Below are 25926 nucleotides of genomic sequence, written 5' to 3' on the forward strand. Positions count from 1 at the left end.
TAAATTGACTGTTTAGGCAACTGTCGACTTAGCCTGAATTTGATACTCCTTTGGCGACAAACCCGTTTGTTTTTTAAATACCGTTGAAAAATAAGCTGAGTTGTTAAACCCTACGTAAAAAGCCGTTTCGGTAACTGATTTGGATAGTAATAACTCCTTAGCTTTATTAATGCGTACTTCGATAATGTAGTTTTTAATGGTTTGATCGGTTACATTTTTAAAGGTTTTCATAACATGAGAACGACTTGCACCTACATCATCGACAATATCACTAATACTAATATCTTTATGGTATTGGCTTAAAATAAACGATTTAATACGATCCACTAGGGATTTATCAGCAAGCGAATCGGGAATTTCCCTTTCTGACGCGGTTAAAAATTGAGTTTCCTCAACCAAGATAGCATCAATTGCATGTATATCACTGGCGTTATCAATCTCCTGCCCTTTATTTTCAAGCCGGATAATGAGTTCTTCTCCGTTACCACACTTATAAATAACAGAGTCATAAAGCATAAATAAAACTTCTTTTGCTCTACTCCTGTATATAACTAAGTCTGCTTGAGTAAACATATTAAGCGCACTTAATAGTTTGCTTAGCCTAACATCAATCAAGCCAACACTACCGGTAATTACGGCTTCTAATAACGATTCTCGCTCTCTAAATGGATACGATTCGTTCAGTTGAGTTGGATAATACTGTGTAAAACCACTATTTGAAGGCGCTGCGTACTGCGCAATAGCCAGCGCATTTTTATATTGATAATGCAATTTAACTTTTTCGTTAGTCAACTGAATATCGCGATACACTGCCCAAGCCCAGACAAATGCCGTTAAACTGGAACCACCATAATATATAGTCCAAATTTTAAATATATTACCCAATGCAATAAAAATAAATAAAGCTAACACCCCGTATAAATGAATAACTACTTGCTTTTCTAGCTTTTTAGTCAACAACCATAAACTGGGTATAGCAAGCTGAATAGCAACTAATAGCACTTGCGAGTAAAAAATGTGATCTTGCTTAAGAGATTTGATCCGATAGATTGGAATTTCTCCCCACTGATATTGATAAACAGCAGGTGAAAACACAAATGCAATTGACCAAATAACGCCCAAACCTATTGGAATCGCTAACAGTGCCTTATTAATTTTAACCTTAGCTAACGTCAACAAAGCTAATAATAAACAGGGCATTCCTAAGCTAAACAACAATATATTTCGAGCAATATCATACCAACGACGGCTTAAGTCAACGGTCAAAACATTAATAATGGGCCCATATAAAAACAAAGTAAAACACGCAATAAATGCTGCATAATACGGAAACGCTTTACCTATACGGTGGCGTACTAAATAAAAGTAAACCAATAGCATGGCAAAAATATTGGCCGCGGCGAAAGGCACCACAGCTCTTATAAAAATTTCTAAATCTAACTCGCTAGTAACCATATTATTTTATGTCATGACCTCAAACCTAAAATTTAATAAACACACGCTTTTTAAGTGGAAAACAATAAATAACATTTAATATTCTCACAATTTAAAGAATGTTAGCTTCAATATAGTCCAAAATATCGTTTTTTAGATGTTATTTTTATTGATTGAAAAATGTTTTTATACACTAAAATACCAATTAAACCATTGATTATTAAAGATTTACTCTTTTTCAAACAACCTTTTGGATAAAATTGAAAGCTGAATGTTAATACTTTTTTAAAATTTACTCATCAATTTTTCAGATATGTAACAAGTGCTGGATAAGGGGACGCTAGCAGTCTACATCTGTCTTCTTGTCGAGGTAATATATGAACGGTATAACTTCTATTCAAAATGAATTTGTCGAAAGCGTTGGTTTTTCACAAGTACTGGATATGTATAACTTACTACCCGATGTCATGTTTTGGGTTAAAGATATTCACCATAGATTTATTTTTGCTAACAAAGTTTTTCTTGATCGCAATGGGTTAGACAATATAGAACAAATTGTTGGCCGAGTAGGTCATGACGTACTGCCCAATTCATACGAACAATTACTAAACTACGACGACGACATTGTGCTCAATAACAAACAAAATGTCGACCGTATCGAAAAAGAACCCATATCACAGTCGCAATGGCTGATGATGTCAAAACGCCCTATCTACAACCATAAGTCTGAAGTAATTGGCACTTACGGCATTGGCAGACAAGTGGATGAACCTCAGCCGAGCATGTCTGGCACGCATAGCATGAAAGAAGCGGTAGATTATATTAAAAGCAACTTTAAACAAGCCATTACGATTGAAGAATTAGCCGACTTAGTCCATTTATCAGCCAGCGCATTTCAACGCCGTTTTAAAAAAGTTGTCAAAAAAACCCCTTGGCAATTATTAACAGAAGTCCGCATGACCAATGCTAAAGCACTTATTGAATCAACCGATTTAAGTATTGCCCAAGTCGCATTTGAATGCGGTTTTTCTGACCACAGTTATTTTAGTAAACAATTTAAAGCTTATAGTGGTGAATTACCGACGCAATATCGTTTACATCACCAAAAAGCGCTGATGTAAAAGCAATCATTTGTAACGACACGTATTGCTGGTTAACACCTCAAATATAACGCCACATAAAACGGCCAACACCCATACAAATCAATTTTACGAGCCAACAGAAGAGATATTATGAATAAAAAAAATGCAGTGCTTAGCTTTTTCATTACAGGCCTGTTATCAGCATGTTCTGGAACAAGTAATGACCCAATGTCTGAGCAACAAACCGAGCAAAATGCTCCACAAACACCTAGAGATCCTGTTATTAAGACAACAGCAGCCGGAATTGAAACGCCATCTAGCACGGATAATCTATTTCCGACCATGGAACATGTTGTCAAACAAGATTGGCAATTAATCAGCTCTCTATCCGATGAGTTTAATGCAAGTTCTATCAATCACAGTAAATGGGGAACCGATATTGGCGATTGGGGACCTTGGTCATGGGAGCCAAGCAATACAAAGCAAGCTGACGGAAAATTAAAAATTACAATGCAGTACGCTCCACATACGACCAAGCGTCGGGCAAGTTCAGGCGATCGAGTAGATGTGGACTTATTTTATACCTCAGGTATTGCCAGAACAAAAGGCAAGCTAACCTATGGCTACTATGAAGCACGAATCAAAGGGATCCATACTTTTCCTGCTGCCAGTCCGGCTTTTTGGACATACAGTGTTGGTCAAGGCAACGATGGTATGGCTGAAGGCACAATTAAGTACTCAGAAGTTGATGTTATTGAAATGCAGCAAGGCGAATGGTCGAACGCAACTAAATCTTACAACGGCTCAGATGTACTCGATATGAACCTACACACTAGAGTGGTAGAAAATGGAAAAATAATTTGGAAGCGCCCCGGAAAATACCCTGAGTTAACCAAAAACGAAGTACATGTAAAATTTGATCCGAAAGATGATTTTCATATTTATGGCGCAGAAGTGACTCCTGAAACCATTACTTGGTATTTAGATGGCGAGCAAGTGGCCCAAAAACCTAATGTTTATTGGCATTTACCTATGCATGTTACTTTATCACTAGGGTTAAGAAGACCACACGTAACCTACAACAATTGCCCGCATGGTTTTGATAGATGTGCCGTTGCCAGTGAAGCCACTGCAATCGGCTTCCCCACAACAATGGAAGTCGACTGGGTTAGAGTTTACAAAAGAAAAGATTAAACCAACACCTGACCCAGTATCGCAACCATGTTCACTATGTACCCCAAGGACGGGGTCTTTTCATTTCGGCGATTACTTTGGCAACAATCGCCCAAAAATATAACGTGCGTTGGCTGGTAATTGGCTTTTTTCCTCTCGACTTCCATCTCGCCATGTCACGATGACTTGCTCGATAACAGTCTGGCGCCCCAGCCCAAAATGAGCAATATTAAGCAAACTTTGTGAATGAGTCGCACTGGTTGAGCCCACTAAATAAAAGCGTTTTTTATCACCTAGTTTAACTTCGATTGTCGCACTCATGGGATCAATTCCCGTGTGAGAATACCCCACATGTATTAGCCCATAATGATTCTTTGTCTGGGAAATATTTTTATATAAATGCCACCGACCACTATCATCGTCACCACTTAAAATATCCACTTTTCCATCTAAATTATAATCGAATACACTGCCCATATCGCCATGGGAATTTTGACCAATTTCAGTGGTTGCGCCATTATTTTCGGCTAACGAAAATGCTCCTTGGCCATCATTACGCAATATAAGATCATGGACTCTTTTAGTTAATTTACCAAATCGATAAACGATAAGATCACTAAAACCGTCATTATCAAAATCTCCAGGGGCGACTCCCCAGTTATTATGAACAGTGGCAATAGGCAATTGATGAGACATATCAACCAATTTGCCGTTATCGTTCTTCAATAATATATCAGGCAAATGTGGATTATTTGGCTGCCAATCTGTTTCAATTCGCCTAACGCCACTAACAGATGCTCGAATATCCCACGCATAGTTGCCTGTTAAATTCCATTCTAATCGCCATTTTTTACTGCCGAGGTATCCTAAATACCAACCAGTTTGCGATCTGTCTAGCGCAAAACCAGCTGCTTGTTGCGAGGTAATCAACAAAGGCTCTTGCGGTGGGGGTAACATCAATTGATTTTTGCCTATATACAAAGGCATAATTTTAAGTTTATTACCTCGTTTACGCCGCTTGAAACTTTGTAAGTGAATATCTTTGTCAGCGTAAAAGGTAATACCATCGTGACTTATGTTACCCTCATCACGAATGTCTAACCGCCCAGAGCCTTGATCAAATTCAACACTATTATTAGCTATTTGAAAATAAGTCTGGCCTCGAGCTAAATAGTAATCATAATCGCCGTCATTGTCGTAATCAAAATGTGCAACAGCCATCACCTGACTCAGATCAACTTGTTTTGATATCAATTTATCGGTGACATTCGTAAAGTTAAATTGCGGCCCACTTTGCCAAATACTTAATTCACCGGCAGGTGAAAATGTGAATAAATCTAAATAGCCATCTTGATCTACATCACTAATTAATAAGCGTTCTGCAGGAATGCTCTCAAATGCGGCAGACGGTCGATAGATAAATTGTTTACCATTTACGTTTTCAAACAAAATATTACGAGGAATATTTTCAGTCATGCGTGGCTGAGCATTCAACTGTAAGAAATCTAAATCACCATCATTATCGACATCAATCCAGCGTACTGTTCGACCTCTGGCCCCCATTTTAGACAAGCCGATAAGCTCTGTTATATCAATAAATTGCTGATTATCATTTCGATACAAGCGTTGCGGTTCAGGTTTTAAACCGCTGCCCCCACCCACTGAAATCAGCAAATCATGATCGCCATCCAAGTCATAATCCCCCAAGGCGATACCATGGACATCGCTACGAGGTTTGATTCTAGGTTGTAATTGATAGCTAAAATCCTGATTTGCCATAAACAAACGAATGGGCGTTTGATTATGGTTAGTCAAAACAAAATCATATATACCGTCATTATTAATATCGGCAACCGCTGGGCCGCCATATTTCCAGCTCGGCGCTGTCACCAAACCAACTTCTTTTGATACATCAATAAAAACAATGCTGGAGGGATTTGAATTAGACGCTAATGCCAAACATGGCATAAGCGAAAAGGCTAAAAACTGGCAGCCAAAGCCAGTATTAATGAGTTTAGTCATTTCATGTAAGGTATCATATTAAGTCAGTTGATTAAGCAACTCCTTTTGCTTAATGATAGTACACACAGCCAAAGGGCACTGCTTTTTCGCAATCTTTTTAGGCCGCTTGTGACACCTTAAACTGGTTAACATAATTATCTAGGCTGGTTTTTGAACGCCCTAAATGATCACATGCATTTGCCGAAATTTGCGCCTCTTGCGCCAACTGCTGAGTATCATCTTTAATCGTATGTATACGCTGATTGATTTCACTTGCTACCAAGGTTTGCTCTTCTGCTGCTGTGGCTATCTGAGTTGCCATATTTGAGATAGTATCTAGCTCTTGCTTTAGGCTAGAAAAATCAGCAACACTACTAACAACAACATCTACTGCACTTTTACCTTGCTCTTGCAAGCGCTCCATACTAAGACAAGCAGTTCGAGCGCCTGACTGCAATGACTCAATCTGCGTTCTAATCAACTTGGTCGATTCCTGTGTACGACTGGCCAACGTTCTCACTTCATCAGCAACAACGGCAAACCCTCTACCTTGCTCCCCTGCTCGCGCCGCCTCAATTGCGGCATTTAAAGCCAAAAGATTAGTTTGCTCAGCAATACCTTGAATGACCGTTAAGACATTGCCAATGACCGCTGATTCATCATTTAAATGATCAACCTGATTGCGAGTATTGGCCAGTTCAGCAAGCAAATTTTCCATCATATCCCGCGTGGTATGAGCTTTTTCTGCACTATTAATGGAGCTTTGGTGTACTTGTTGAACCACATCTGCTGTATTTTGCGATATTGCGGCAACCTCTTGAATGGTTGCTGTCATTTGTTCAACGGCAACTGACACACTATCCGTTTGCTCATTTTGATTATGGGTTCTTTGCAGGTTAGCTTGCATGGATGAAGCAACTGAATCAGTTAACTGGCTAATATCCAAAACTTCGCCCTTAACACTGCCCAAAGCTTGATTAAAGCTATTCAAAAGTAAATTAAAAGCATGACTAACATCCGCCAACTCGTCCTTGCCATTAACCGCTAATTTTGACCCTACATTTTTGGTTTTTGCCACCTCATCTAACTTATCAGTCAAGCTCTTAAGTGGTGACAAAATTGACGTTAAAATTAACCAAGATACGCCAATAATAAACACCAAAACAATCACTAAAAATGCGAAACTAAATGTCACCTGACTTTGCGCATCCGCCAGTAAGCTTTTCGTTTTTTGCTCAATTGTTTTATTCGTAAAATCAATCACGTTTTGTAAGCGCTGCATGTTATCACCGGTTATTTGTAACCAGTCATTAATAGAAACAATGTGGGTTTTCCCTAGGTTTTTAAGCAAGCGGGTTCTTAAATTATTAAGCTGCTGAGCTTGCTTTGATTGTAAGTATTGTTTGGTGTAATAAGTCCAAATTTCATCCGATGCGTAAGTTTGTAGCCGTGAATTAAAATCAGCTTTTTGATGCATAGCCGCTTTCGTTTCACCATGGGCAAACTCATTCCAAAACTTATTGTTTAAAGAACCGAGACCACTGGTCCTCTCTGATGACAATCGACTATTGATTTCAACTAAAGTTGCATACGCGCCAGCCAACATACTTAAAGCACGATCATTCGCTGCTAACTTAACAACCGAAGCTACAATACGTAACATTTGGCTCTCAATATCCAAGTAATGCATACGTACAGGTAACAACCTATTTTCATCATTGGCTAGGGTAAATTTAAGTTGCAGTACATCCACATTTTTTCGAATGGTTGGAATATCTGTAGTTAAACGCTGAACTATCTTGTCTAAAACGCTATTAAGCTTAACCTCATGCAAAAACGCTTTATTTTGCTCTAGGTGACTGAAATAAACCTCTCGTAATTGATTGACTTGAGCCCGACTTTTTTCTAAATCAGACTTAAATTGAGCACCTTTACTACCTGTAGGCTGACCACTCAAAAAACCTTGCGAAAAGTCTCTTTCTTGCTGAATAGCACCTAATAAATTACCCGTATGCTGTGCTAGCAGCATGGCCTGCGTTAACGACTTTAACGAATTTTGTTCAGCTCGCGCAGCCATTAACTGCTGAACACTAAAAAATCCAATCACCAGTGTGGGTAGCAAAGCTAAAATATAGATGCGGGTTTTTATAGTAAATTGATTAAGAAAGCTCATAAGTTGATCTCCGACTGAAATTGATTAACACCTCGTTAGCTTTATCCGCATTGTTTTTATGTCGTCCCTTAGTTGCACTAACTGAACGGCCTTTTTCTCTTAACGATAAAGAAATAAAACCAAATATTTTGCAAAACGTTAACCACTGAAAGCATCAATGCAATTGCAAATAAACAGACTGTATTGCATAAGCCAAATAACATTCAGCAAATAAGTTGTAACAATATTGTTAAAGATACAGTTCAAGATAATGAAAGGACTTTAAATAAAGGATTTTAATTGTTTTAAAAAAGGGTTTATCAATTAAATCAATTAATTAGAACTGAAAAGTCCCACCTTAATCATAAATTAAGGTGGGATTGTCGCTTTAAGCTTTCGCGTTTTTGAAAAATATTTTTTTAAAATAAAGCCATTCTTGGTGACTTAACGAACCTAGCTCTTGCAGCTGTTTCAAAGGTAAGTTAATACAGACTCCATAACTTTTACCTCGGCTTTCATCACACTGGCTTAATGCTTGCTCTAACTCAACACTAAGCGGAACACCGACTGAATTTGGACGATCGGCAACCTCAGTATCAATACCCTGAACAATAGCATTGCCGGCAATCAAACCTAAGTGCTGGTCAATAAGGTCATCCACGCCATCGTTATCGTCGTCGTTGTCAGCATTGTCACCAATTAAGTCTTGGTCAAAATCCGACCATTCAGCACTATTTAAAGGAAAAATATCTAGATGATCTAGTACGTTATCACCGTCATCATCTTCGTCTTGATTATTTCCTAAACCATCACCGTCAGTGTCTGTTGTTTCATCCTGGTTAAGAGGGAAAGCATCTTGTTGATCATTCACACCATCGTTATCGTCGTCTGTATCTGCGTTATTACCAACACCATCACCATCGGTATCTACAGATTCAGATGGATCGTAGGGAAATGCGTCTAGTTCATTAACAACACCATCATTGTCCCAATCATTATCAACATAATCTAAATCATGGACGACGCCCGTATCTGGTAAAATCCAAGATCCGCTAACCACTCCTGTATTACCGCGTATTTCAGTATTGGCAACGTTAGCATCAAAACAGTTTTCAGATAAACGAAACACTTTGTCACTTGGTGCGTTATCAGCATAGTCATTGTTAAAAAACGTCCAATTCGCAATACCATAAGCATAAACACCGTAACGATATATCCCATTACCGGTAAGATAGTTGTTATTAAAGTGAATATTATCTGATTGATATTGACAGTCAGTACCGCTTTGAAAACCTTGGATCCATTCGCTGCCAGAGCCGATAAATAAAATCCCTGCTTGCGAACGATCGCCTGGTTCACTCATATTAAATTCGTTACCTAATACACGAATGTGTTGAGCGCGGTTTTCAATATTAACTAATTTATAAACGCGTGATTGTGCGTATGTCACAGGTAATTGGTCATTAGTGAAAAACCGGTTGCGTTTTAATTTGTCGCTCGAATGTCCCACTAACACATTTTCGTATCTTGCAAAGGCCACACCTGAATTGATAAAAGTATTTCCTTGAATAATACCAGGGTTACTTGTTGTACCAATGGCAACACCTGGAGCTTGGCCGTCAGACACACCTTGAATTATACAATTACCGGCACGACTCCAGCCTTCAGTAGCAAGGCAATCGCTCATATCATTACCCGCGTCTAACGATATCGCGCGCATTCTATTTTTCGGTCCATTAATTGCTGCCATTTCCCATAATGCAGGCGCTTCAAAACGGTTTTTGGTGATTTGTAACGAGTTTATTTCGGTATAATGTTGATTACGGCGATTAATTTCTATTGCCTTGTGAATAAAATCGCGCACCGTATTATGGCGTATAACAATATCTGCATCTTGCAAATCCGTATTTGGCGCTGTCATGTCAATAAAACGAGCACTGCCATCAACTAAAACATTGTTAACTCTGATTGATTGATGGCGGCCATTAAACAAAAATATCTGTTTATTTTTACCAACAATATTGCCTGTAATGCTAGTGTCACGTAAAAAACGAATGGTTCTAGTGATATTATTAACATCTGAATGACCAGAAAAAATAAAATTGGCCGATAAAATATTTAAACGCGCATTTGGACCAAAAGAAATGTCGTATTGATTATTGAAGAAAGAAGTGACTTTTTTACTCCATCTCCGAATAGTTATATTTTGATCAAAGCTAAGATCATTGGTGATAACAACCTCGGCAACGTCATTGTTTTGAAGGCCATCCACAAACTGCTGAGTATTCGCTGCTCCACATTTACTTGCTCCACCTGTTGCTTGACAAGGCGCTGGAGCGGCAACTGCATTAGACATTGCCGCAAATGTCACTGCGGGTATAAAAAGCTTTTTAAGCAATGAATTTATTACCATTGTTTTACCTTTTTTACGTTATTGTTTGTTTTACGTTAAATCAGGTGATGATTGTGATTTTTGTTCGATTAAGTCGCTTTCAATATTGACTAAAAACACCTATAAAATCGTCCTAAATACAATTTCATAGGTGTCAAGAAGGAAGACAGAGCGCTTTGCAGCTAACTCAATACATGAAGTTTATAAGTCGTGAGTAACGCCACTACTTGGGAAAGCCCAGGTATTGGGTACTAAATTGGTATTGCCTAAAATAGTCACATTAACATCAGTTGAGTCGTAACATAACGAACTGCTGAGGGTTAGTGTTTTAGTGCTAACGGGTTGATTATTGAAATTGTTATTGTTTACGCTCCATTGTGCGACACCATAGGAATAAATCGCATAACGGTATAAAGCACTACCGGTTAATGTGTTGTTATTAAAAGCGATAAAGTTCGATTTATAGTTACAATCTTGACCGCTCTGAAAACCAGATATCCATTCACTACCCGCACCAATAAACATGATCCCCGCTTGTGATCTGTCACCTGGATTGGTGAAATTGAACTCATTACCTAATATATCAATATTACGCGATAAGTTTTCAACATTGACTAATTTGTATACAGGCACGTCGCTATATTCAACCGGTAATTGATTATTGGTAAAAAAAGCGGTTTCTCTTAGTCGTGTCAGTAGCATGCCCGACTAATATATTTTCGTAACGAGCAAAGGCAACCCCGACATTAATAAATGTATTACCCTGAATAAGCCCTGGGTTAACACTAGTCCCAACGTCGACACTAGGGGCAACACCATTAGATACTTTTTGCACTGTGCAATTACCTAAATGACTCCAACTTGGATTATTTAAACAGTCCGTCATATCATTTCCTGCATCGAGTGAAATCGCTCGAATTCTATTTCCAGGGCCATTAATCGCTTTCATTTCCCATAACGCAGGCGCTTCAAAGCGGTTATTAATAATTTGTAAAGAAGCGATATGCGTGTAATTTTGATAACGTCGATTAATACCAATGGCCTTTTGAATAAAATCACGCACCGTATTATGACGGATGATGATATTTGCATTTTGTAGATCGGTACTAGCACCAGTCATGTCAATAAAGCGCGCGCTGCCGTCAACTAATACATTATTAATTCGTACATAACTGTGTGCGCCATTAAAGTAAAATATTTGCTTATTTCTTCCGACAATATTGTTTGAAATTGACGTGTTACGTAAAAAACGAATGGTGCGAGTATTGTTAGTTGAGTCGCTATGACCAGAAAATGTAAATGAGCCGGAGGTAATATTCAGCCTTGCGTCGGGACCAAATAATATATCATAAGCACCATTGTTAAGTGACGTGACTTTTTTTGTTGAGCGACTAATTGGTATACTTTGGTTAAAACTTAAATTACTACCTATAACCACCTCTTCGACGCTAGTGTTTTTTAAACCATCTATAAATTGCTGGTTAGTATACGCGCCACATTTAGTAGAACCGCCAGTCGCAACGCAAGCACTTGGTGCGGCATAAACATAAGCCATATGAAAAACGGCCAAGCTAAGTACTGAAATTGATGTAATCATTTGTTTAAATTTCATAAACTCTGATCCTATGTGTATTTAGTGTTGAGTGATTTAATTTGTTGTTTTACTGTGCTAAATCCACGCCCCTCCCAGCATGTTAAAAATAATTTAATAAAGCGTTAATAAGTCACTCATTAATAATCGCAATTAGCTATCCACACCTATAAAAACGTCCAAAACTAACTTTAAAAAAGTAAATAAATAGAAAAATCAATAATTTAAAAATTAAAATGGTTTGTGATATTTAATAAAGCGTGAAGGTAACAAGGGTAAAAATAGGCTGCGGTAATTGCTACTAAGACGTCAATAAGCCCGTTTTTTTGTAACAAATAAATAATGATATAACGATTAGAGTATTAACTCGTAGCGACTCAGCATGCTTGTTAATAGATTGAAGTTTCTATCACTGGTATAAAAGTACCGCCTTTCTTGCAAAGGCAAAGCTACGGAGTCCTGCTTTCGCCCCTGCTTAAGCGAGGATGGCGAAGGTATTTTCCTAAGTCACCGTGATAACATTTCAACCCATTGACCTATAAGAGCACTTCTGAAACTTGTATTCAAGAAACAGACAGCCTGTAGGCACGACAAAAACGAGATAATTAGCAATACTAAGGCGCGAAAAAATTACGCTGAGTAAAGACATTAACGCTAAACTCATTGTGAGGATATTCAGGTCATATTTCTAAACGAAAACTAAATGCAATCCAGCTTGGAGCTCCATAAGCACAACCCAATATTATGAGGTTGGAATAATTAGCATGGCAATGAACCATAAAGCCTGAACGAAAAGACGATAACAAGACCTGAAACACACTGGGAAATTAATTAAAATATCAGTGTTTTAGCACGGTTATGAGGGTTTTATATAAATGTTCAATATCTAATGGTTTTCCTACAAAGTCCGCAAAGCCAAGCGACAAATACTTTTGCGTATCTTCCGTCATGATATTGGCTGTTAATGCGACCACAGGAATATTGGGGTTTATTTCATTTATTTTTAAATAAGCTTGCATACCGTCCATTACAGGCATTTGAATATCCATAAGTACCAAGTGGTAAGCTTTATTATTAAAAGCCTCTACCACTAATTTACCATTACCTACAATATCAATATTAGCTTGGGTTTTTTCTAGCATAGTACTGATGATAACTTGGTTAATTTCATTATCTTCAGCGACAAGTATATTAATACCTTGTAGGTCAGGAACTGATGGGGCTTTTGTGCTGCTATTCGATGAATTTAACGCCTCCTGTTGTAACGGCAAGATCACTTGAGCTTGCGTTCCCTGACCTTCTTGGCTATTTATTTGAATTTGACCTTGCATTAAATGAACTAGGTTAACCGTAATAGCCATACCTAAGCCTGTGCCGCCGTATTTTCTGGTGGTTGACGAATCAGCTTGGCTGAAGCGATCAAAAATTTGATCTAACGCTTGTTGGCTCATGCCAATCCCCGTGTCTACTACATCCAATTGAATAGCAGGTTTGCCATTGTGTTCAGCCAATCTTAAATGAATGTCTACCCCGCCCGATTCGGTAAATTTTACTGCATTTGATGCTAGATTAAGCAAAATTTGCCTAACCCTAACTGGATCACCTAGCCAGCCATCAATAAAACCGTCATGTACTTGAGCATGCAAAGATATCGATTTGTTAACCGCCACAACGTTTAAATCAGACTTAATTGACTCCAGCACTTCAAGCATAGAAAACGGCGCCAATTCTAGGGTGAGTTTATTGGCTTCAATTTTAGAAAAATCCAAAATATCATTAACTATGGTTAATAATGATTTGGCCGAATACAGTGCTTTTGAGACTAAATGCTTACCTTCTTTATCTAGCGCACCACGTTCTAATATTTGTAGCGTGCCTAAAATTCCATTCATTGGCGTGCGGATTTCATGACTCATATTAGCTAAAAACTCACTTTTAGCCTTTGAGCCCAATTCAGCTTTATCTTTGGCTTCTTCTAATTCTTGATTTTGTAGTTTGATTTTATCGCGCGAGCGCTTAATTTTTTTAGCGTATTGGCGGTTAAATACCCCAACGTTTATGCAATAAAGGTATATCGCAGAGGCAGCGATGACTTTAGTCAGTAAAGAGGATTCTTGTTGGTAATCAAAGCCAAAACCTAATCCTGCAAGCCCACCACCTATCAATAATATAACGGTACATTTTACATAAGTTTTGACACCGCCAATGATAAAACTGTTTAGCGAGTTAACTATGAGAAAAGCAAAGACTATCCATAATTGAAAGCCAACCGCAGCGCTCCAGAAACCATAGAAAAACGCATCAATATAATGATTAACATGCTCTGGACGCTTTTCAGGTAAAAGCTTGGTATGTAAACGAGCAAGATGGGGCCAAACAATACAATTTAGCGTAATACCCACAACCACCCACACAGGTATCGTTGGATAAAAGGCAACGAATAAAACGGTTGCCATCATTAAACAACCAATTACGCGCGGCGCATATGATATTTTGCCTAACGTATTATCACGGCGGACATTTTTACGACTGTTATCAACTAACGGCATGAAATCGTTAACCTAGCGCTTCACTTTATCTAAAGAAATACAATGAAATAGTCCAATAAAATTACACATTAAATTTTCTTATTGTTAGTAGCAAACCAACAACAGGAAGCAGCATTTGCGGAATATTGTTATACGTACAGTAGCAAACTTATTGAAAAATTGGCAAGAATCTGTAGTTATAGAGATGAGATAACCTGTCTATCGACGCTTATTAAATAACCACCAATTAAAAATCAGTGGTTATTTATTCTAGGCAAATTCAACTGGGAAAAATTTTACTATTTGTTCGGTACCGCGCTTTTGTAAAAATTGTCTCTCAGTTTATGATAGTCTTTGTAGCCATGCATATTCAGCGGAATATTGTTTTTATTCCACTCTAACCATTGTGAATATAGCTTATCCGCCAGCTCTGGCTGTGCTTTTACAAGGTCGTTAGATTCCGCTTTATCTCGGCTTAAATCATATAACTCAGGTTGCGTACCACGCCCTAAATACAAATGTTTATTACCCGCAGCATCAACAATACCCCAACGATCTTCCACATGGGCACCGCCTCGCCAAAAGGTGTATTGATGAGGCGCTGAACTCATTTTACCCGTAACGTAAGGTATTAAGTTTACCCCTTCTAAGCCTGTCTTATCGGCATTGGCTAGTGCCACCGAGGTTGCTGCAATATCTAACGAATTGATCGGCTTGCTATATCGCGTGTTAGGCTTAATTTTATTTGGCCAGTGAGCAATAAACGGCACATGAACGCCACCTTCATAAAAACTGCCTTTGCCGCCTTTAAATGGCTGGTTAGAAGAACCATTACCACCACGTGGATTAGCTTTATTTGGCACCGGACCACCGTTGTCACTTAAGAAAAATATTAAAGTGTTATCCAATACTTGATTGTGTTTAAGTGCTTGAACAACATCACCTATGCCTCTATCCATGACATCAACCATGGCAGCATAAACACGACGTTTAGGATCTTTGATATGAGCATAACGTTCAATATCCGCTTTGGGTGCTTGCAATGGACCATGTGGCGCATTGTAAGACAAAAATAAGAAAAACGGATTAGCTTGCTTTGACTGAGTATCAATAAATTGCACTGCATCTTGGCTTAATGCTGTGGTTAAATACCCTTCGAACCCTGCGGGTTGGCCGTTACGCATTAAACCGTCTAAATAACCTTCATATAAAGGCTTAGTCATATCGATACGGAAATAATCATGACCACCGCCTAAAAAGCCATAAAAATAATCAAAGCCACGATTATTCGGATGAAACACGTGAGAAGAACCCAAGTGCCATTTACCGATTAACCCTGTGGTATATCCGGCGTCTTTCAGGCGTTGGGGAAAGAGCTTTTCATTAACATCTATCCCCATTACAGTATTGCCACGGTCTAAAGCTGGATTAGACTCAAAACCGAATCTTGCTTGATAACGGCCAGCCATTAAACCGGCTCTACTTGGGCCACAAAATGGATGGGTCACATAACCTTGCTCAAACACCACACCATTGGCCGCTAGACTGTCCAAGTTTGGCGTTTTAATATCAGTCGCCCCTGTAAAACCCGCGTCAGCATAACCCATGTCATCAGCCATTATTAATACAATGTTAGGTTTTGCCGCTAACGCCAAACCAGACATTAAGGCACTGATGATTACTAAAAATTTAATCATAAAATACGAGTCTCTCATTAATGTATTGTGTAGGGCTTGAGCTCTTGGGCGGCTTGCTGACGACGCTTATATAAATCATCGTAAAAATCATCTCGTACTTTTTTGTATTCCCAAGACTGATCGAGAACGCTGTTGATATTGTGCTTATTCCAACGGTTCCATAACTCAGCCAGTTCAGCTTGTTTTGCCGGATATTGGTCGACAATATTGTGTTGTTCGGTTGGATCGTTTTGCATATCGAAAAAGCTACGACCCACTCCTGGTAAGGTTTGGCGCATGTACTTGGATTCCATGGTGCGCACGGCCCATAAATCACTTGCCTCTTCTAACCGCCAATATAAAGCCTGATGTGGGCTACCATTTTTCTGACCGGTAACATAAGGCAATAAATTAACCCCGTCGATTTCACTGGCAGGTGCTTTTGCTCCCGCTAAAGCCAAAGAGGTTGCGGCAATATCCAGTGCAGAGACTAAACCATCAAAGCGCTGACCTTTTTTAATTTTATTCGGCCAATGGGCAATAAATGGCACTTTAATACCGCCTTCCAACAATGCCACTTTACCGCGACGATAAGGCGAGTTATCCGCCCAATTCGCATTGGGCATCCACTCTTCAGGGTATACACCGCCATTATCAGATAAGAAAAAGATCAAGGTATTATCAAATTGCCCAGCTTGCTTTAATGACTCGACCACCAAACCAATACCTTCATCCATGGCATCGATCATGGCAGCATAAATACGACGCTTTTTATTTTTAATGTGCTTATATTTATCAATATAAGACTTTGGTGCCTGCAAAGGCGCATGCGGCGCGTTATAAGATAAATACATTAAAAAGGGCTGCGATTTAGGCTTTTGAGTTTGCTTTTGAATATAACGTGCCGCATCTTTACTCAGCGCTGTGGTTAGGTACTCATCAAATTCTGCCACCTTGGTATTGCGCATTAACGGCAATAAATATCCCTTACCGCCAACCGTAACTTCGCCCGGCATATAATTGTGGCCACCATCTAAAAATCCGTAAAAATAATCGAACCCGCGTTTATTCGGTTGAAAATGCGGCGCACCACCTAAATGCCATTTTCCAAATATGGACGTGTGGTAACCCACTTGCTGTAATCGCTTAGCAAAGGTTGTTTGATCTAAGGGTAACCCCATGTATTTGTCGTAAGGCGAATAGGAAACATTATTTTCCATACCAAAGCGCGCTTGATAGCGGCCGGTTAATAACCCCGCTCGCGAAGGGCCGCAATACGGGTGTGTTACATAACCGTTGTCAAAAATAATGCCGTCATTTGCCAATTTATCTAATACCGGTGTTTTGATTTCGCTTGAACCGGTAAAACCAAGATCTTTGTAGCCTAAATCGTCAGCTAAGATCACTACAATATTCGGGCGCTCATCTGCAAAAACACTAAAGTGAAAAAGTAGGGTAAGCACAAGTAAAACACTTTTATAAAATCTGGATAAAAACATGTAACTATTCCAATTCGTAAAAAATAAGGTGAATTAATCAAACTTAGGATTGCGGTATTTATCCATTCTGCGCATGGCTTTGCCTTCATATTCCCTTTTCAGTTGCCAAAGTGGTCGTTCAAGCGTTAGCTCCCAAGCAAACAATTTTTTGTATAATTGTTTAACGATTTCAGGCTCTTTGTTGGCTAAGTTATGTTTTTCAGAAATATCGTTAGCAATGTTATATAGCTCAGCCGGCCGATCAGGGAAACGTAATAGTTTCCAATCCATATATCGGATAGCCGCGCGGTTTTCTTTTTTCCAGAACAAGGTCTTATGTGGGCGGTGTTGTTGCTGTTTATTTAAATAAGGCAGTAAATCTACCCCATCTAAATACTCGAATTGATTCACGTTCGCCCCTGCAGCCGCCAAAAATGTCGGAAAATAATCTAAGGTACTAACTGGATGTGAGAAACGAGTATTACCCTTTACTTTATTTGGCCAGCGCAACAACATAGGTACGCGAATACCGCCTTCGAGATGATTAGCTTTTGTTCCACTCAGTGGATAATTGTTAGACAAATTAGTGTCACTTGGTCCACCATTGTCATTGACAAAAACCACTAGAGTATTGTCAGTAATATTGAGTTTATCGAGGTGTTCAAACAGTAAACCCAATTGTTGATCCATATTGTAAGTCATGGCAGCTAATATTTGCCGCTTGCCACTTAATTTGGGAAACCTTGCCAAATCTTCAGGTTTTGCTTCCATTGGCGTGTGCACTGATGTTAACGACAATACACTAAAAAACGGAATGTTAGCTTGCACACTTTGACTAATAAACTGTTTGGTTTCTTTAACTAACACATCGGTAAAATAACCTTCATGCTCTTTAAATTGACCAAAACCGCGTTCTAATCGTTTATTGGGATATTCGTTTAATTCTTTTTCTGTGTAGGCAAAATAGCTACGCGCACCGGTTCGCATACCGTAAAAGTAATCAAACCCACGGCGCATTGGGTGATACTTATCATGATCACCCAAATGCCATTTACCAAATAAAGCGGTTGTGTAACCATACTGACGAATATGATCGGCAATGGTTAACTCTGTGAATGGCAACCCCATTTCATCGCCAGTCTGCCCCGATTGACTCATGTAACCTGGAACGTTATTTTCTTCAAAGCCAAAACGCTGCTGATATTTACCGGTAAATAACCCTGCGCGAGAAGGACCACATACCGCCGCCGTGACATAAGCTTGCTCAAAAAGCACGCTTTGTTTCGCAAAATCATCTAAGCGTGGGGTTAACATGGTTTGACTACCGTGAAAACCAAAATCGTGGTAACCAGCGTCATCTGAAATAATCAGTAAAATATTGGGTTTTGACTGGGCATAGGCGCTGTTATGCCAAACACATAACAAAACAGTGGCAAGAAATATTCTTTTAAATAGAGGCGGTATCATCAACTAGCGACCTTATCGGTTAATAAGATTTTAGTCTTCTCGCTCAGGCCTTATGGTTCATTGTCTGCGCTTACTCTCGACTTTGGCTCCTGCGTCGTTCTACTACCTAAATCCATTTAGGCAGCCCCAATCACATAATAGAGCATATGCTCATGGGGTCTCGAAGCTTGACGGCTTTGCCTACATGGATGTAGGTACTTAGGTTTCGTCTGGAACTAGAAACCTGCCCCTAAAACCTGATCGCTTTGACTATATTAATGGTTAATTAAGTTGCTAGTTTTACAACAATGTTGAGATAGTGTTCTTTCAATATCCTATTTTTAAAGTTTTAAAAAAGTATTTTTATATATTTATCAATAAGTTAAAGCCCATTTAAATTGATAAAAAATCAGATAAAGTCGTTCTAAAAATACGTTACCATTAACAAATAAGTTTAGCACTACCACCTAGTAGTGTTTCAATAAAGAAATGATCAGTTGAATCACTCGTGATGTTTTTAACCATATTTAGATTAAATAAACAACTTCAGGCTGAGCTTGTCGAAGTCTTATTACTTTCTAATTTACCGACACTTCGACTGCTTCGCGCTCAGTGTGAAAGTGATCACCAATGCTTTTAACTAATCAAAATTAAATTGAAAAGGTACTTGTGTTACACGTTTCTAGGGTTTGATTTACAGACTCACAAACATAAATGTTTGTCTACAAAGATAAAAAGAGCCTAACGGCTCTTTTTAATGAGTTAGCGATTAAAAACCATGATTAACTAATTGCGAGTTACCGCCCGAGTTTGCGCAAAGTTTTGCAAGGTAACTGTACTCACACTACCGCCTGAATCAGGGAAGGTAACGCCTATACTATTATTGGTTTGCAATAATCCGTAAGGCACTGGAATTTCTAACACACCAAAGAAGCGATCACGACCTTTACCCCCGTGCTGTTGTTCATAACCACGATAGTCAGTCGGTACACTGACTGATGTACCATTGACTGTGACTGTCGGTGTTAATGATGCGCCGTGATTACGTCCAACACCAATGCGCAATATGGCTTCGCCATAATTACCTTTACTAACGCCATTAATGTTGAAGTAGTTAGTCACGTTAGCACTGATATATTGCACCGTTTTATTACCATAATGCTTGGTTTCTTGATTAACCTGATCAATCACCACATTGTTAGCATGGCTCACTTTTAAGATCATGGTGGACTCTGCACCTAAGGTAATCGAGCTTGGTACACCAGCTTGGTTATATTCCTGTAAAATTGGTTTACCCGAACCATCTGGATATAAGTGCTTAATTTTGACGTTAGTGACATTATTACCCGATGCACCTAAAAAGCTTAAATCAACATCCGTTGCGCCAAACTCTAAGCTATTCAGAATAACGTAAACATCTTTGCCGTCAGCGTAAGCGTCAACTTGAATATCTAAATCACTTGCCCAAGTGTCGATCCGCGTGCCTTTTACTTCCGACCATAATTGGTAAAACTTAACTTGCTCGGTATATACCCACTGGTCGCCGCTTTCACCTGCCCCCTCTTTGGCTTGGCGCATAAGTCGCCAATAATAAGGAATAGAATCACTGATCCGCCCCCATTCCGCTTTAACGGGTATAAATGGGATAGCTTTATCAATGCGGTTTGGGCGCTCCATAAAGTTCATGATCATCGAGTTCATGGCTTTTAAACATAGCCAGTCTCGCTCTGGTGACCAAGGTGTACCAAACGAACCTTGTAATTGTGAGCCATACTCTGAAACTAAAATAGGTTTTATAGCTCCCCATTTATAAGCCATGTAGTTCTCAAGTAAATCTAAGGTCGCTTCAATATTACTACCTTTACGGTACTGCTCGTGAATTGAACCATCGCTGTGTGGGAAATTAGGGAAGTCATATAAATGTACTGAAATAAAATCCATATTATTTCCGGCTAAATCCAAAAAGTATTTATCTCGGGTATTCCAATTTTCGAAAATATAACTGCCTTTTTCATAGTCAGGGAATGCCACAGTAAAACCGCCAATTTTCACATCCGGATTATTGGCGCGCACCACATTGGCCACCGAATTATGCATACGGAAGATATCGTGAATCGATTCAGCGTTGTAACCCGCATGCGGATAATCATGTAATTCGAACAAGGGTTCATTCATGACTTCAACATAGGTTGGCTTTTTTTGCCCGTAAGGATCATTCGGTCCTTGATTAAAGTACTTAGAAACATATTGCGAGATGTAGTCGCCAGTGGCCGTTCCTAATGGCTCAGCTGTTGTATCGGTTTGTGAGAATGACCAACTCTGACCATTAATAGTCGTACCGTCAGGATAATAAGGATGTTGCTGAGCACCAACAATCAGATCAGAGTCGCGATGAGCATGCGAGCGCATAACTTGAGCATTGGCGGTATTGGTTTCTGAATACAACCATTTTGCATTACCACCATTTGTCGTGGCATGTGATGCGCTAGCGTAACCTTGTTTGCTGGCATCTTCTGGCAATTGAGTAAGGTGATAAGCCATGCCACCCGTGTCTCGACCAAAGTAAACATCATAATCTTCAAGGAAATTGGTCATTAAATTAGGGTCGGCATTCGGCGCACCTAAACTTTGCGCATTGCCACCAAACCAGTCATTTTCAGTATGACTGGCATGCAGCGTAATAAATTTACGACGATCGAACTGATCAAACAAATCTACCGCATGTTTCATATCTAGGTTGATGTTAACCGAAACATCACCCGTACTAGGATTACCACCACCAGTGCTTTGATTAGCTTGCACAAACTTAAGACGATCTTCATTACAACCGTCCCATAACACTAACCCTGTGCCTTCGGCCGGATTAGCTGAGCCACCATTGGGATGAACACATTTTCCACCCGACACATGCTGCAAGCTGCTGTTCCATGTTGCATCAAATTTCACACGATCAGCAAAATCACATCCATCCCACAATACTAATTTTTGACCATTGTCTGGCGTTGCTGAACCCCCAGGATGAATACATTTGCCCGTCGCGATATGTTTAACACTGCCGCCGGATGTCCAACTAAAGCCTGCTGCACCACCACTACAGTTACTGCTTAGCACCACCTCTGTACCATTAGCTGGGTTAGCGCTACCATTTGCCGTATTAAAACACATACCTGATGTGTCTTGTTTAACAACCGTATTGGCCATCGCATTGCTTGCTAACAAACTCAGCGTAATAGCTTTACCTACCGCTAACGCGATTTGATTCATTCTTATTTTCATAGGGTTCTCTCGTGTTGTTGTGCTAATTAATAACAGTTGACGCTAATTATTATTAAATCGCCAAACGCTATGATTTACATTATATTGTTAACATTTAATTAAAATCAACACCCTTTATTAACAAAAATAAACATTAGTTAACCACTAATTTAAGTATTAAAAAATGAAAAAGCCGCGTTAAACGCGGCTTGTGTGTCGGTATTAGTTCAATAAAAAGTCGTTACTGCAAAAACTTAAACCTCTGGTTATTACCATTGAAGCAATTCCATTGCACAATATTTGCACCGTTATCGGTTGACTGCCCTGCTACATCAACACATTTACCACTAACTTTATTATGTATCTCAAAATAATCATCGCCTTTATCGTGTAGAGTCCAGCGCTGGTTATTATTCGCTGCATTACACACCCATTGATGAATAGTTGCACCATTGGCTGTACTGCCGTTAGCTAATTCTAAGCACAAACCGCTGCGCTCAGATTGAATGGTATATTCATTGTTGCCGCGATTAACTAGCTTAAATCCTTGGTTAACATTAGCCGTACTGCAACCCCATTGATGATACGTTGTGCCATTGGTCATTGCTCCATTAGCCACGTCAATACACTTATTGGAATGCTTAGCTTGTAGATTGTTAAAACCGCCTGGCACAGTGACTCCGCCTCCTGTCGCAACTGGCTTGTAAACACGGATCCAATCAACATACATTTTATTTTTGTTACCATTTGCTAAATCAGCATCGGACGCAACAATACCTTGGTTAGAACGCCAATCATGATCTTCCGTATCGAGAATGATGAACATTTCTTCATCCATGTTGTATTGGCTCTTGTCCAAGATTGCGCCGGTATAATCTTTATCTTTCATTACCGCTTGCGCCCAAGAACCATCAGACGTTTGCTGACCATTAATATAAAACGTCACTTCTGTTGGGCTTTTCCAGTATGCCCCAAAACGATGGAAGCCATCTCGCCAATAGGTGCCCCAAGGAGGGGTATTATGGGTTTGGTCGTTAAAATCACTAATGATGGCATTGGTTTGATTGTTACGGAAAAAAACGTGGAAGTTTGTCGACATATTTTTCGCAAACCAAGTATCTGAAGCCCCGCCATAGACTTCAAGAATATCGATTTCACGCTCATCATTTTCACTCAGTAACCAAAAGTTTGATGATAACTCTAAATTACTCACCTTGATCCGCGCTTCCATAAATATGGGGTATTTCACTTTGGTTTTTGATGTGATCACGCCAGCATTCACTTTATTGGTTCCTTGGCGTCGTGATGCGCTAATAATCAAATTACCGTCCGACACCCAAGATTCTGAACTAGACCAATGCGTTAAACCTGGGCCTGTCCAACCGTTAAAATAAGTATCTTTCCATTTATTGGTAAAACTTGATGGTTTACCCGTATAGTTAAACGAGTCTGAATAACTGTCTTGTAACTGCCAAGTTTTACCAGCACCAGCTGAAGCAGGAACTGGAATGCCATCCCAGTCTGCTGCGATACCCGATGTTGAAAAGACAGAGCTAATGGCTAATAGTGCGAGTTTTTTCATTATTTTTTCCTCAATTATATTTTGTATTGCATTTCCTTTTCACACATGAAATAACAATTTCATGCTAGTAAATAACATATAGTTTATTGTTAACTATTACCATTATCTCTTAATGCTATATTTCGCTAATTGAGATTATTATGTTCTAAAAAATAAATAAGGGGGTAACAAGCAAGTGAATAGATTAGTTAAGACAGGTTCAAACATACCGAGTGTAAACACTCGGCTGGAAAGATATTTATAATTGTCAACTCTCTACGGGAGACAGTGTAAATACGAGGGGGGAAATTCATTCCCCAACAGAAGTCACATAGACAAGAATTAAGAAACTATATTGATTAATTGGTCTATCAATTCCAGAGGATTAATAAAATACATAAATAATATAAGAATTATTATTTGTGTAATTAACGCCACCCAATATTCATTACTTTCTTTTTTTATGAATAAAGTGTCCTTTCATAAAGACCTTTCCTGTCAAGAGAGCGACGATAATTGAAATCAACAAGACACACTCAATTAATAAAACTACAACTTGAAGAATCATAATCTACTGGATTATGTCAAAACTCTTAAATAACATATAACTTTCGACAAAATTACTTATGTAACAAAAAAGCGGTGCAATACATTAGGTAGCAGATAGCCGTTAAGCCACCCAAAAATATCACTAAGCTGACGCTATGCATTAAGATCGTCATGTCAATATAGCTTCGCAACTCAATGCTCATTAGAATTGAGGCCACAACATTTGGAATAGTTGAATCAATTAAAAATTTTTTAGCTGAGGCTCCGTGTTTATCATAGTTCCCAAGGTAAACGTAAATCAAAACGGCTGGAGCCATAGCAATAAAGTTAAAGTTCCAACCGAATATAGAAAAGATAACAGTTACTACAAAAGTACCTATAATTAGGTGTCTTATCCCCATCTCACAGACTTAATTGGTAAAAATAAATAGTGAATGCAGCTTGCAACAATACCCCAAAAAATAAACTCGATTACTTGGTTTTCAAAGATAGAAAATCCAAGTAAATAAGGAACCGCAAATATTGCAGAGCAAAATAATACGTGAAAAAAGTAGTGAGTATGGTTGATCAATTCACTTTTACAATGTGGACATGCTAAATATATTTTGTTTTTTGCATTCACTTTTAAACGGTGAAAAAACGGTATTCTATTTAAACACTTCCAACATAAATTCAAAGTTATTTCCAGTAATTAGTTCTATAAAAACTGTTAAAATTTCAATTCTGTAAAGTAACATGACACGCTATTGATAACTTCTAATACGCATCAATAAATCCATGTCTTTAATAAATGCTGTATATAAAAATGAAAAAGTTACTATCACAATGTAACTTTCATGATACCTCATTAATATTGATATAGCCTGCAGAATTTTATCAATCAACGTCTAATCTCCCAAGCTTTGAAGAGCATTAATACACAAAGTAAGCAAAGTCGAAAGGAATAGCTGATAATGAATTTAAGCAACATCTAACAACTTGGGATCAAGGTACATACTTTGTGGGGTAATGGTTTGGCGATGCCAAGGAATACAGCCTAAAAACCAAAGTTTCCAAAATAATAGCGGCGTATTAGGGTTTTCAGTCAACAGTTGTTCAAAGGTTTTTAGCTGTCCAATATCAACATGCAACGCGGTTCGGTAGGCATCAAACACAAATTTAGAGCAAAACTGTTTGTCTGAATCATAGTTAAAACCTAATCCATACCATTCATTTAAATGTTGCTCGCAGTATTGCTGCATAGTGGCAATTTCACTGGCTGATAGCGTTTGCGGCAAGCGCTTAACACTGAACCAATGGTTTTTTGAACGATGAATAAAGGCTTCCAATGGCGTATAGCAACTCAACGGCACCCGACTTTCTGCCACCATCCATTGACCTTTAATGTTAAGTACTAACCCAACATGTGACGTAGGTGATTGTGTGGCTTGTTCAATAGCTTGATAAAGCACATTGGGGATCGAGGTAAATATAATATCGCCCGACTTTAGCTTGGGCGTTAATTGGCTTAAATCCATGGTAGCAAACTCATTTAATTGACGAAAACATCAATAAACTTAGCTCAAGCAGCAGCGGTAACAACGTCTTTGCTAAAAGTCATCAATAGTT

15 protein-coding genes are annotated in these 25926 nt (G+C 38.8%); 2 read left to right on the forward strand and 13 right to left on the reverse strand.

Annotated features, from left to right (window positions below; all coding sequences use genetic code 11):
* Positions 1 to 12: 12 nt before the first annotated feature.
* Complete coding sequence (locus C2869_RS02010; protein WP_108601369.1) at positions 13 to 1455, reverse strand: helix-turn-helix transcriptional regulator; 1443 nt, start codon at positions 1453 to 1455, stop codon at positions 13 to 15.
* Positions 1456 to 1811: 356 nt separating this feature from the next.
* On the opposite strand from C2869_RS02010, the gene C2869_RS02015 reads away from it, so the two are divergent.
* Both C2869_RS02015 and C2869_RS02020 read left to right on the forward strand, forming a co-directional pair.
* Entirely contained in the window at positions 1812 to 2555 is a 744-nt protein-coding gene (locus C2869_RS02015) for a helix-turn-helix domain-containing protein (protein ID WP_108601370.1), read from the forward strand.
* Positions 2556 to 2666: 111 nt separating this feature from the next.
* Positions 2667 to 3710 carry a kappa-carrageenase gene (locus C2869_RS02020; RefSeq protein WP_108601371.1) on the forward strand — a complete coding sequence of 348 codons (1044 nt, stop codon included), beginning with the start codon at positions 2667 to 2669 and terminating at the stop codon, positions 3708 to 3710.
* Positions 3711 to 3782: 72 nt separating this feature from the next.
* On the opposite strand, the gene C2869_RS02025 is transcribed toward C2869_RS02020, so the two are convergent.
* The 12 genes from C2869_RS02025 to C2869_RS02085 all read right to left on the reverse strand — a co-directional run bounded on the left by C2869_RS02025 (position 3783) and on the right by C2869_RS02085 (position 25835).
* Entirely contained in the window at positions 3783 to 5711 is a 1929-nt protein-coding gene (locus tag C2869_RS02025; protein WP_108601372.1) for a CRTAC1 family protein, read from the reverse strand.
* A 97-nt stretch (positions 5712 to 5808) separates the two neighbouring features.
* Complete coding sequence (locus C2869_RS02030) at positions 5809 to 7863, reverse strand: methyl-accepting chemotaxis protein (RefSeq protein WP_108601373.1); 2055 nt, start codon at positions 7861 to 7863, stop codon at positions 5809 to 5811.
* Positions 7864 to 8230: 367 nt separating this feature from the next.
* Complete coding sequence (locus C2869_RS02035; RefSeq protein ID WP_108601374.1) at positions 8231 to 10255, reverse strand: thrombospondin type 3 repeat-containing protein; 2025 nt, start codon at positions 10253 to 10255, stop codon at positions 8231 to 8233.
* A gap of 180 nt (positions 10256 to 10435) precedes the next feature.
* Positions 10436 to 10936 carry a hypothetical protein gene (locus tag C2869_RS02040; RefSeq protein WP_108601375.1) on the reverse strand — a complete coding sequence of 167 codons (501 nt, stop codon included), beginning with the start codon at positions 10934 to 10936 and terminating at the stop codon, positions 10436 to 10438.
* Complete coding sequence (locus tag C2869_RS02045; protein ID WP_108601376.1) at positions 10893 to 11846, reverse strand: hypothetical protein; 954 nt, start codon at positions 11844 to 11846, stop codon at positions 10893 to 10895. The genes C2869_RS02040 and C2869_RS02045 overlap by 44 nt, the downstream gene beginning before the upstream one ends.
* An 818-nt stretch (positions 11847 to 12664) precedes the next feature.
* Positions 12665 to 14374, reverse strand: coding sequence for an ATP-binding protein (locus tag C2869_RS02050; RefSeq protein ID WP_108601377.1), 1710 nt, complete (start codon positions 14372 to 14374; stop codon positions 12665 to 12667).
* Between the two features lie 278 nt (positions 14375 to 14652).
* Complete coding sequence (locus C2869_RS02055) at positions 14653 to 16050, reverse strand: sulfatase family protein (RefSeq protein WP_108604923.1); 1398 nt, start codon at positions 16048 to 16050, stop codon at positions 14653 to 14655.
* 17 nt (positions 16051 to 16067) lie between these two features.
* Entirely contained in the window at positions 16068 to 17528 is a 1461-nt protein-coding gene (locus tag C2869_RS02060; RefSeq protein WP_108601378.1) for a sulfatase family protein, read from the reverse strand.
* Between the two features lie 33 nt (positions 17529 to 17561).
* Positions 17562 to 18974: a sulfatase-like hydrolase/transferase gene (locus tag C2869_RS02065; protein ID WP_108601379.1), complete on the reverse strand. Its 1413-nt coding sequence runs from the start codon at positions 18972 to 18974 to the stop codon at positions 17562 to 17564.
* 765 nt (positions 18975 to 19739) lie between these two features.
* On the reverse strand, positions 19740 to 22229 hold the full coding sequence (locus C2869_RS02070) for an agarase (RefSeq protein WP_228710739.1): 2490 nt from the start codon (positions 22227 to 22229) through the stop codon (positions 19740 to 19742).
* Positions 22230 to 22449: 220 nt separating this feature from the next.
* The gene (locus tag C2869_RS02075) at positions 22450 to 23790 is read right to left on the reverse strand and encodes an RICIN domain-containing protein (RefSeq protein ID WP_108601380.1); all 1341 of its coding nucleotides are present in this window, start codon (positions 23788 to 23790) and stop codon (positions 22450 to 22452) included.
* 1487 nt (positions 23791 to 25277) lie between these two features.
* On the reverse strand, positions 25278 to 25835 hold the full coding sequence (locus C2869_RS02085) for a YiiX/YebB-like N1pC/P60 family cysteine hydrolase (protein ID WP_108601382.1): 558 nt from the start codon (positions 25833 to 25835) through the stop codon (positions 25278 to 25280).
* Positions 25836 to 25926: the final 91 nt, after the last annotated feature.

The sequence above is a fragment of the Saccharobesus litoralis genome, from assembly GCF_003063625.1.
GTDB classification, from domain to species: Bacteria; Pseudomonadota; Gammaproteobacteria; order Enterobacterales; family Alteromonadaceae; genus Saccharobesus; species Saccharobesus litoralis.

Bases quoted from the DNA above. Each gene is read 5' to 3' on its own strand.
- C2869_RS02065 (WP_108601379.1), bottom strand. From the start codon at position 18,974: ATGATACCGCCTCTATTTAAAAGAATATTTCTTGCCACTGTTTTGTTA.
- C2869_RS02060 (WP_108601378.1), bottom strand. From the start codon at position 17,528: ATGTTTTTATCCAGATTTTATAAAAGTGTTTTACTTGTGCTTACCCTA.
- C2869_RS02030 (WP_108601373.1), bottom strand. From the start codon at position 7,863: ATGAGCTTTCTTAATCAATTTACTATAAAAACCCGCATCTATATTTTA.
- C2869_RS02025 (WP_108601372.1), bottom strand. From the start codon at position 5,711: ATGACTAAACTCATTAATACTGGCTTTGGCTGCCAGTTTTTAGCCTTT.
- C2869_RS02070 (WP_228710739.1), bottom strand. From the start codon at position 22,229: ATGAAAATAAGAATGAATCAAATCGCGTTAGCGGTAGGTAAAGCTATT.
- C2869_RS02085 (WP_108601382.1), bottom strand. From the start codon at position 25,835: ATGGATTTAAGCCAATTAACGCCCAAGCTAAAGTCGGGCGATATTATA.
- C2869_RS02035 (WP_108601374.1), bottom strand. From the start codon at position 10,255: ATGGTAATAAATTCATTGCTTAAAAAGCTTTTTATACCCGCAGTGACA.
- C2869_RS02020 (WP_108601371.1), top strand. From the start codon at position 2,667: ATGAATAAAAAAAATGCAGTGCTTAGCTTTTTCATTACAGGCCTGTTA.
- C2869_RS02010 (WP_108601369.1), bottom strand. From the start codon at position 1,455: ATGGTTACTAGCGAGTTAGATTTAGAAATTTTTATAAGAGCTGTGGTG.
- C2869_RS02055 (WP_108604923.1), bottom strand. From the start codon at position 16,050: ATGATTAAATTTTTAGTAATCATCAGTGCCTTAATGTCTGGTTTGGCG.
- C2869_RS02045 (WP_108601376.1), bottom strand. From the start codon at position 11,846: ATGAAATTTAAACAAATGATTACATCAATTTCAGTACTTAGCTTGGCC.
- C2869_RS02075 (WP_108601380.1), bottom strand. From the start codon at position 23,790: ATGAAAAAACTCGCACTATTAGCCATTAGCTCTGTCTTTTCAACATCG.
- C2869_RS02015 (WP_108601370.1), top strand. From the start codon at position 1,812: ATGAACGGTATAACTTCTATTCAAAATGAATTTGTCGAAAGCGTTGGT.
- C2869_RS02050 (WP_108601377.1), bottom strand. From the start codon at position 14,374: ATGCCGTTAGTTGATAACAGTCGTAAAAATGTCCGCCGTGATAATACG.
- C2869_RS02040 (WP_108601375.1), bottom strand. From the start codon at position 10,936: ATGCTACTGACACGACTAAGAGAAACCGCTTTTTTTACCAATAATCAA.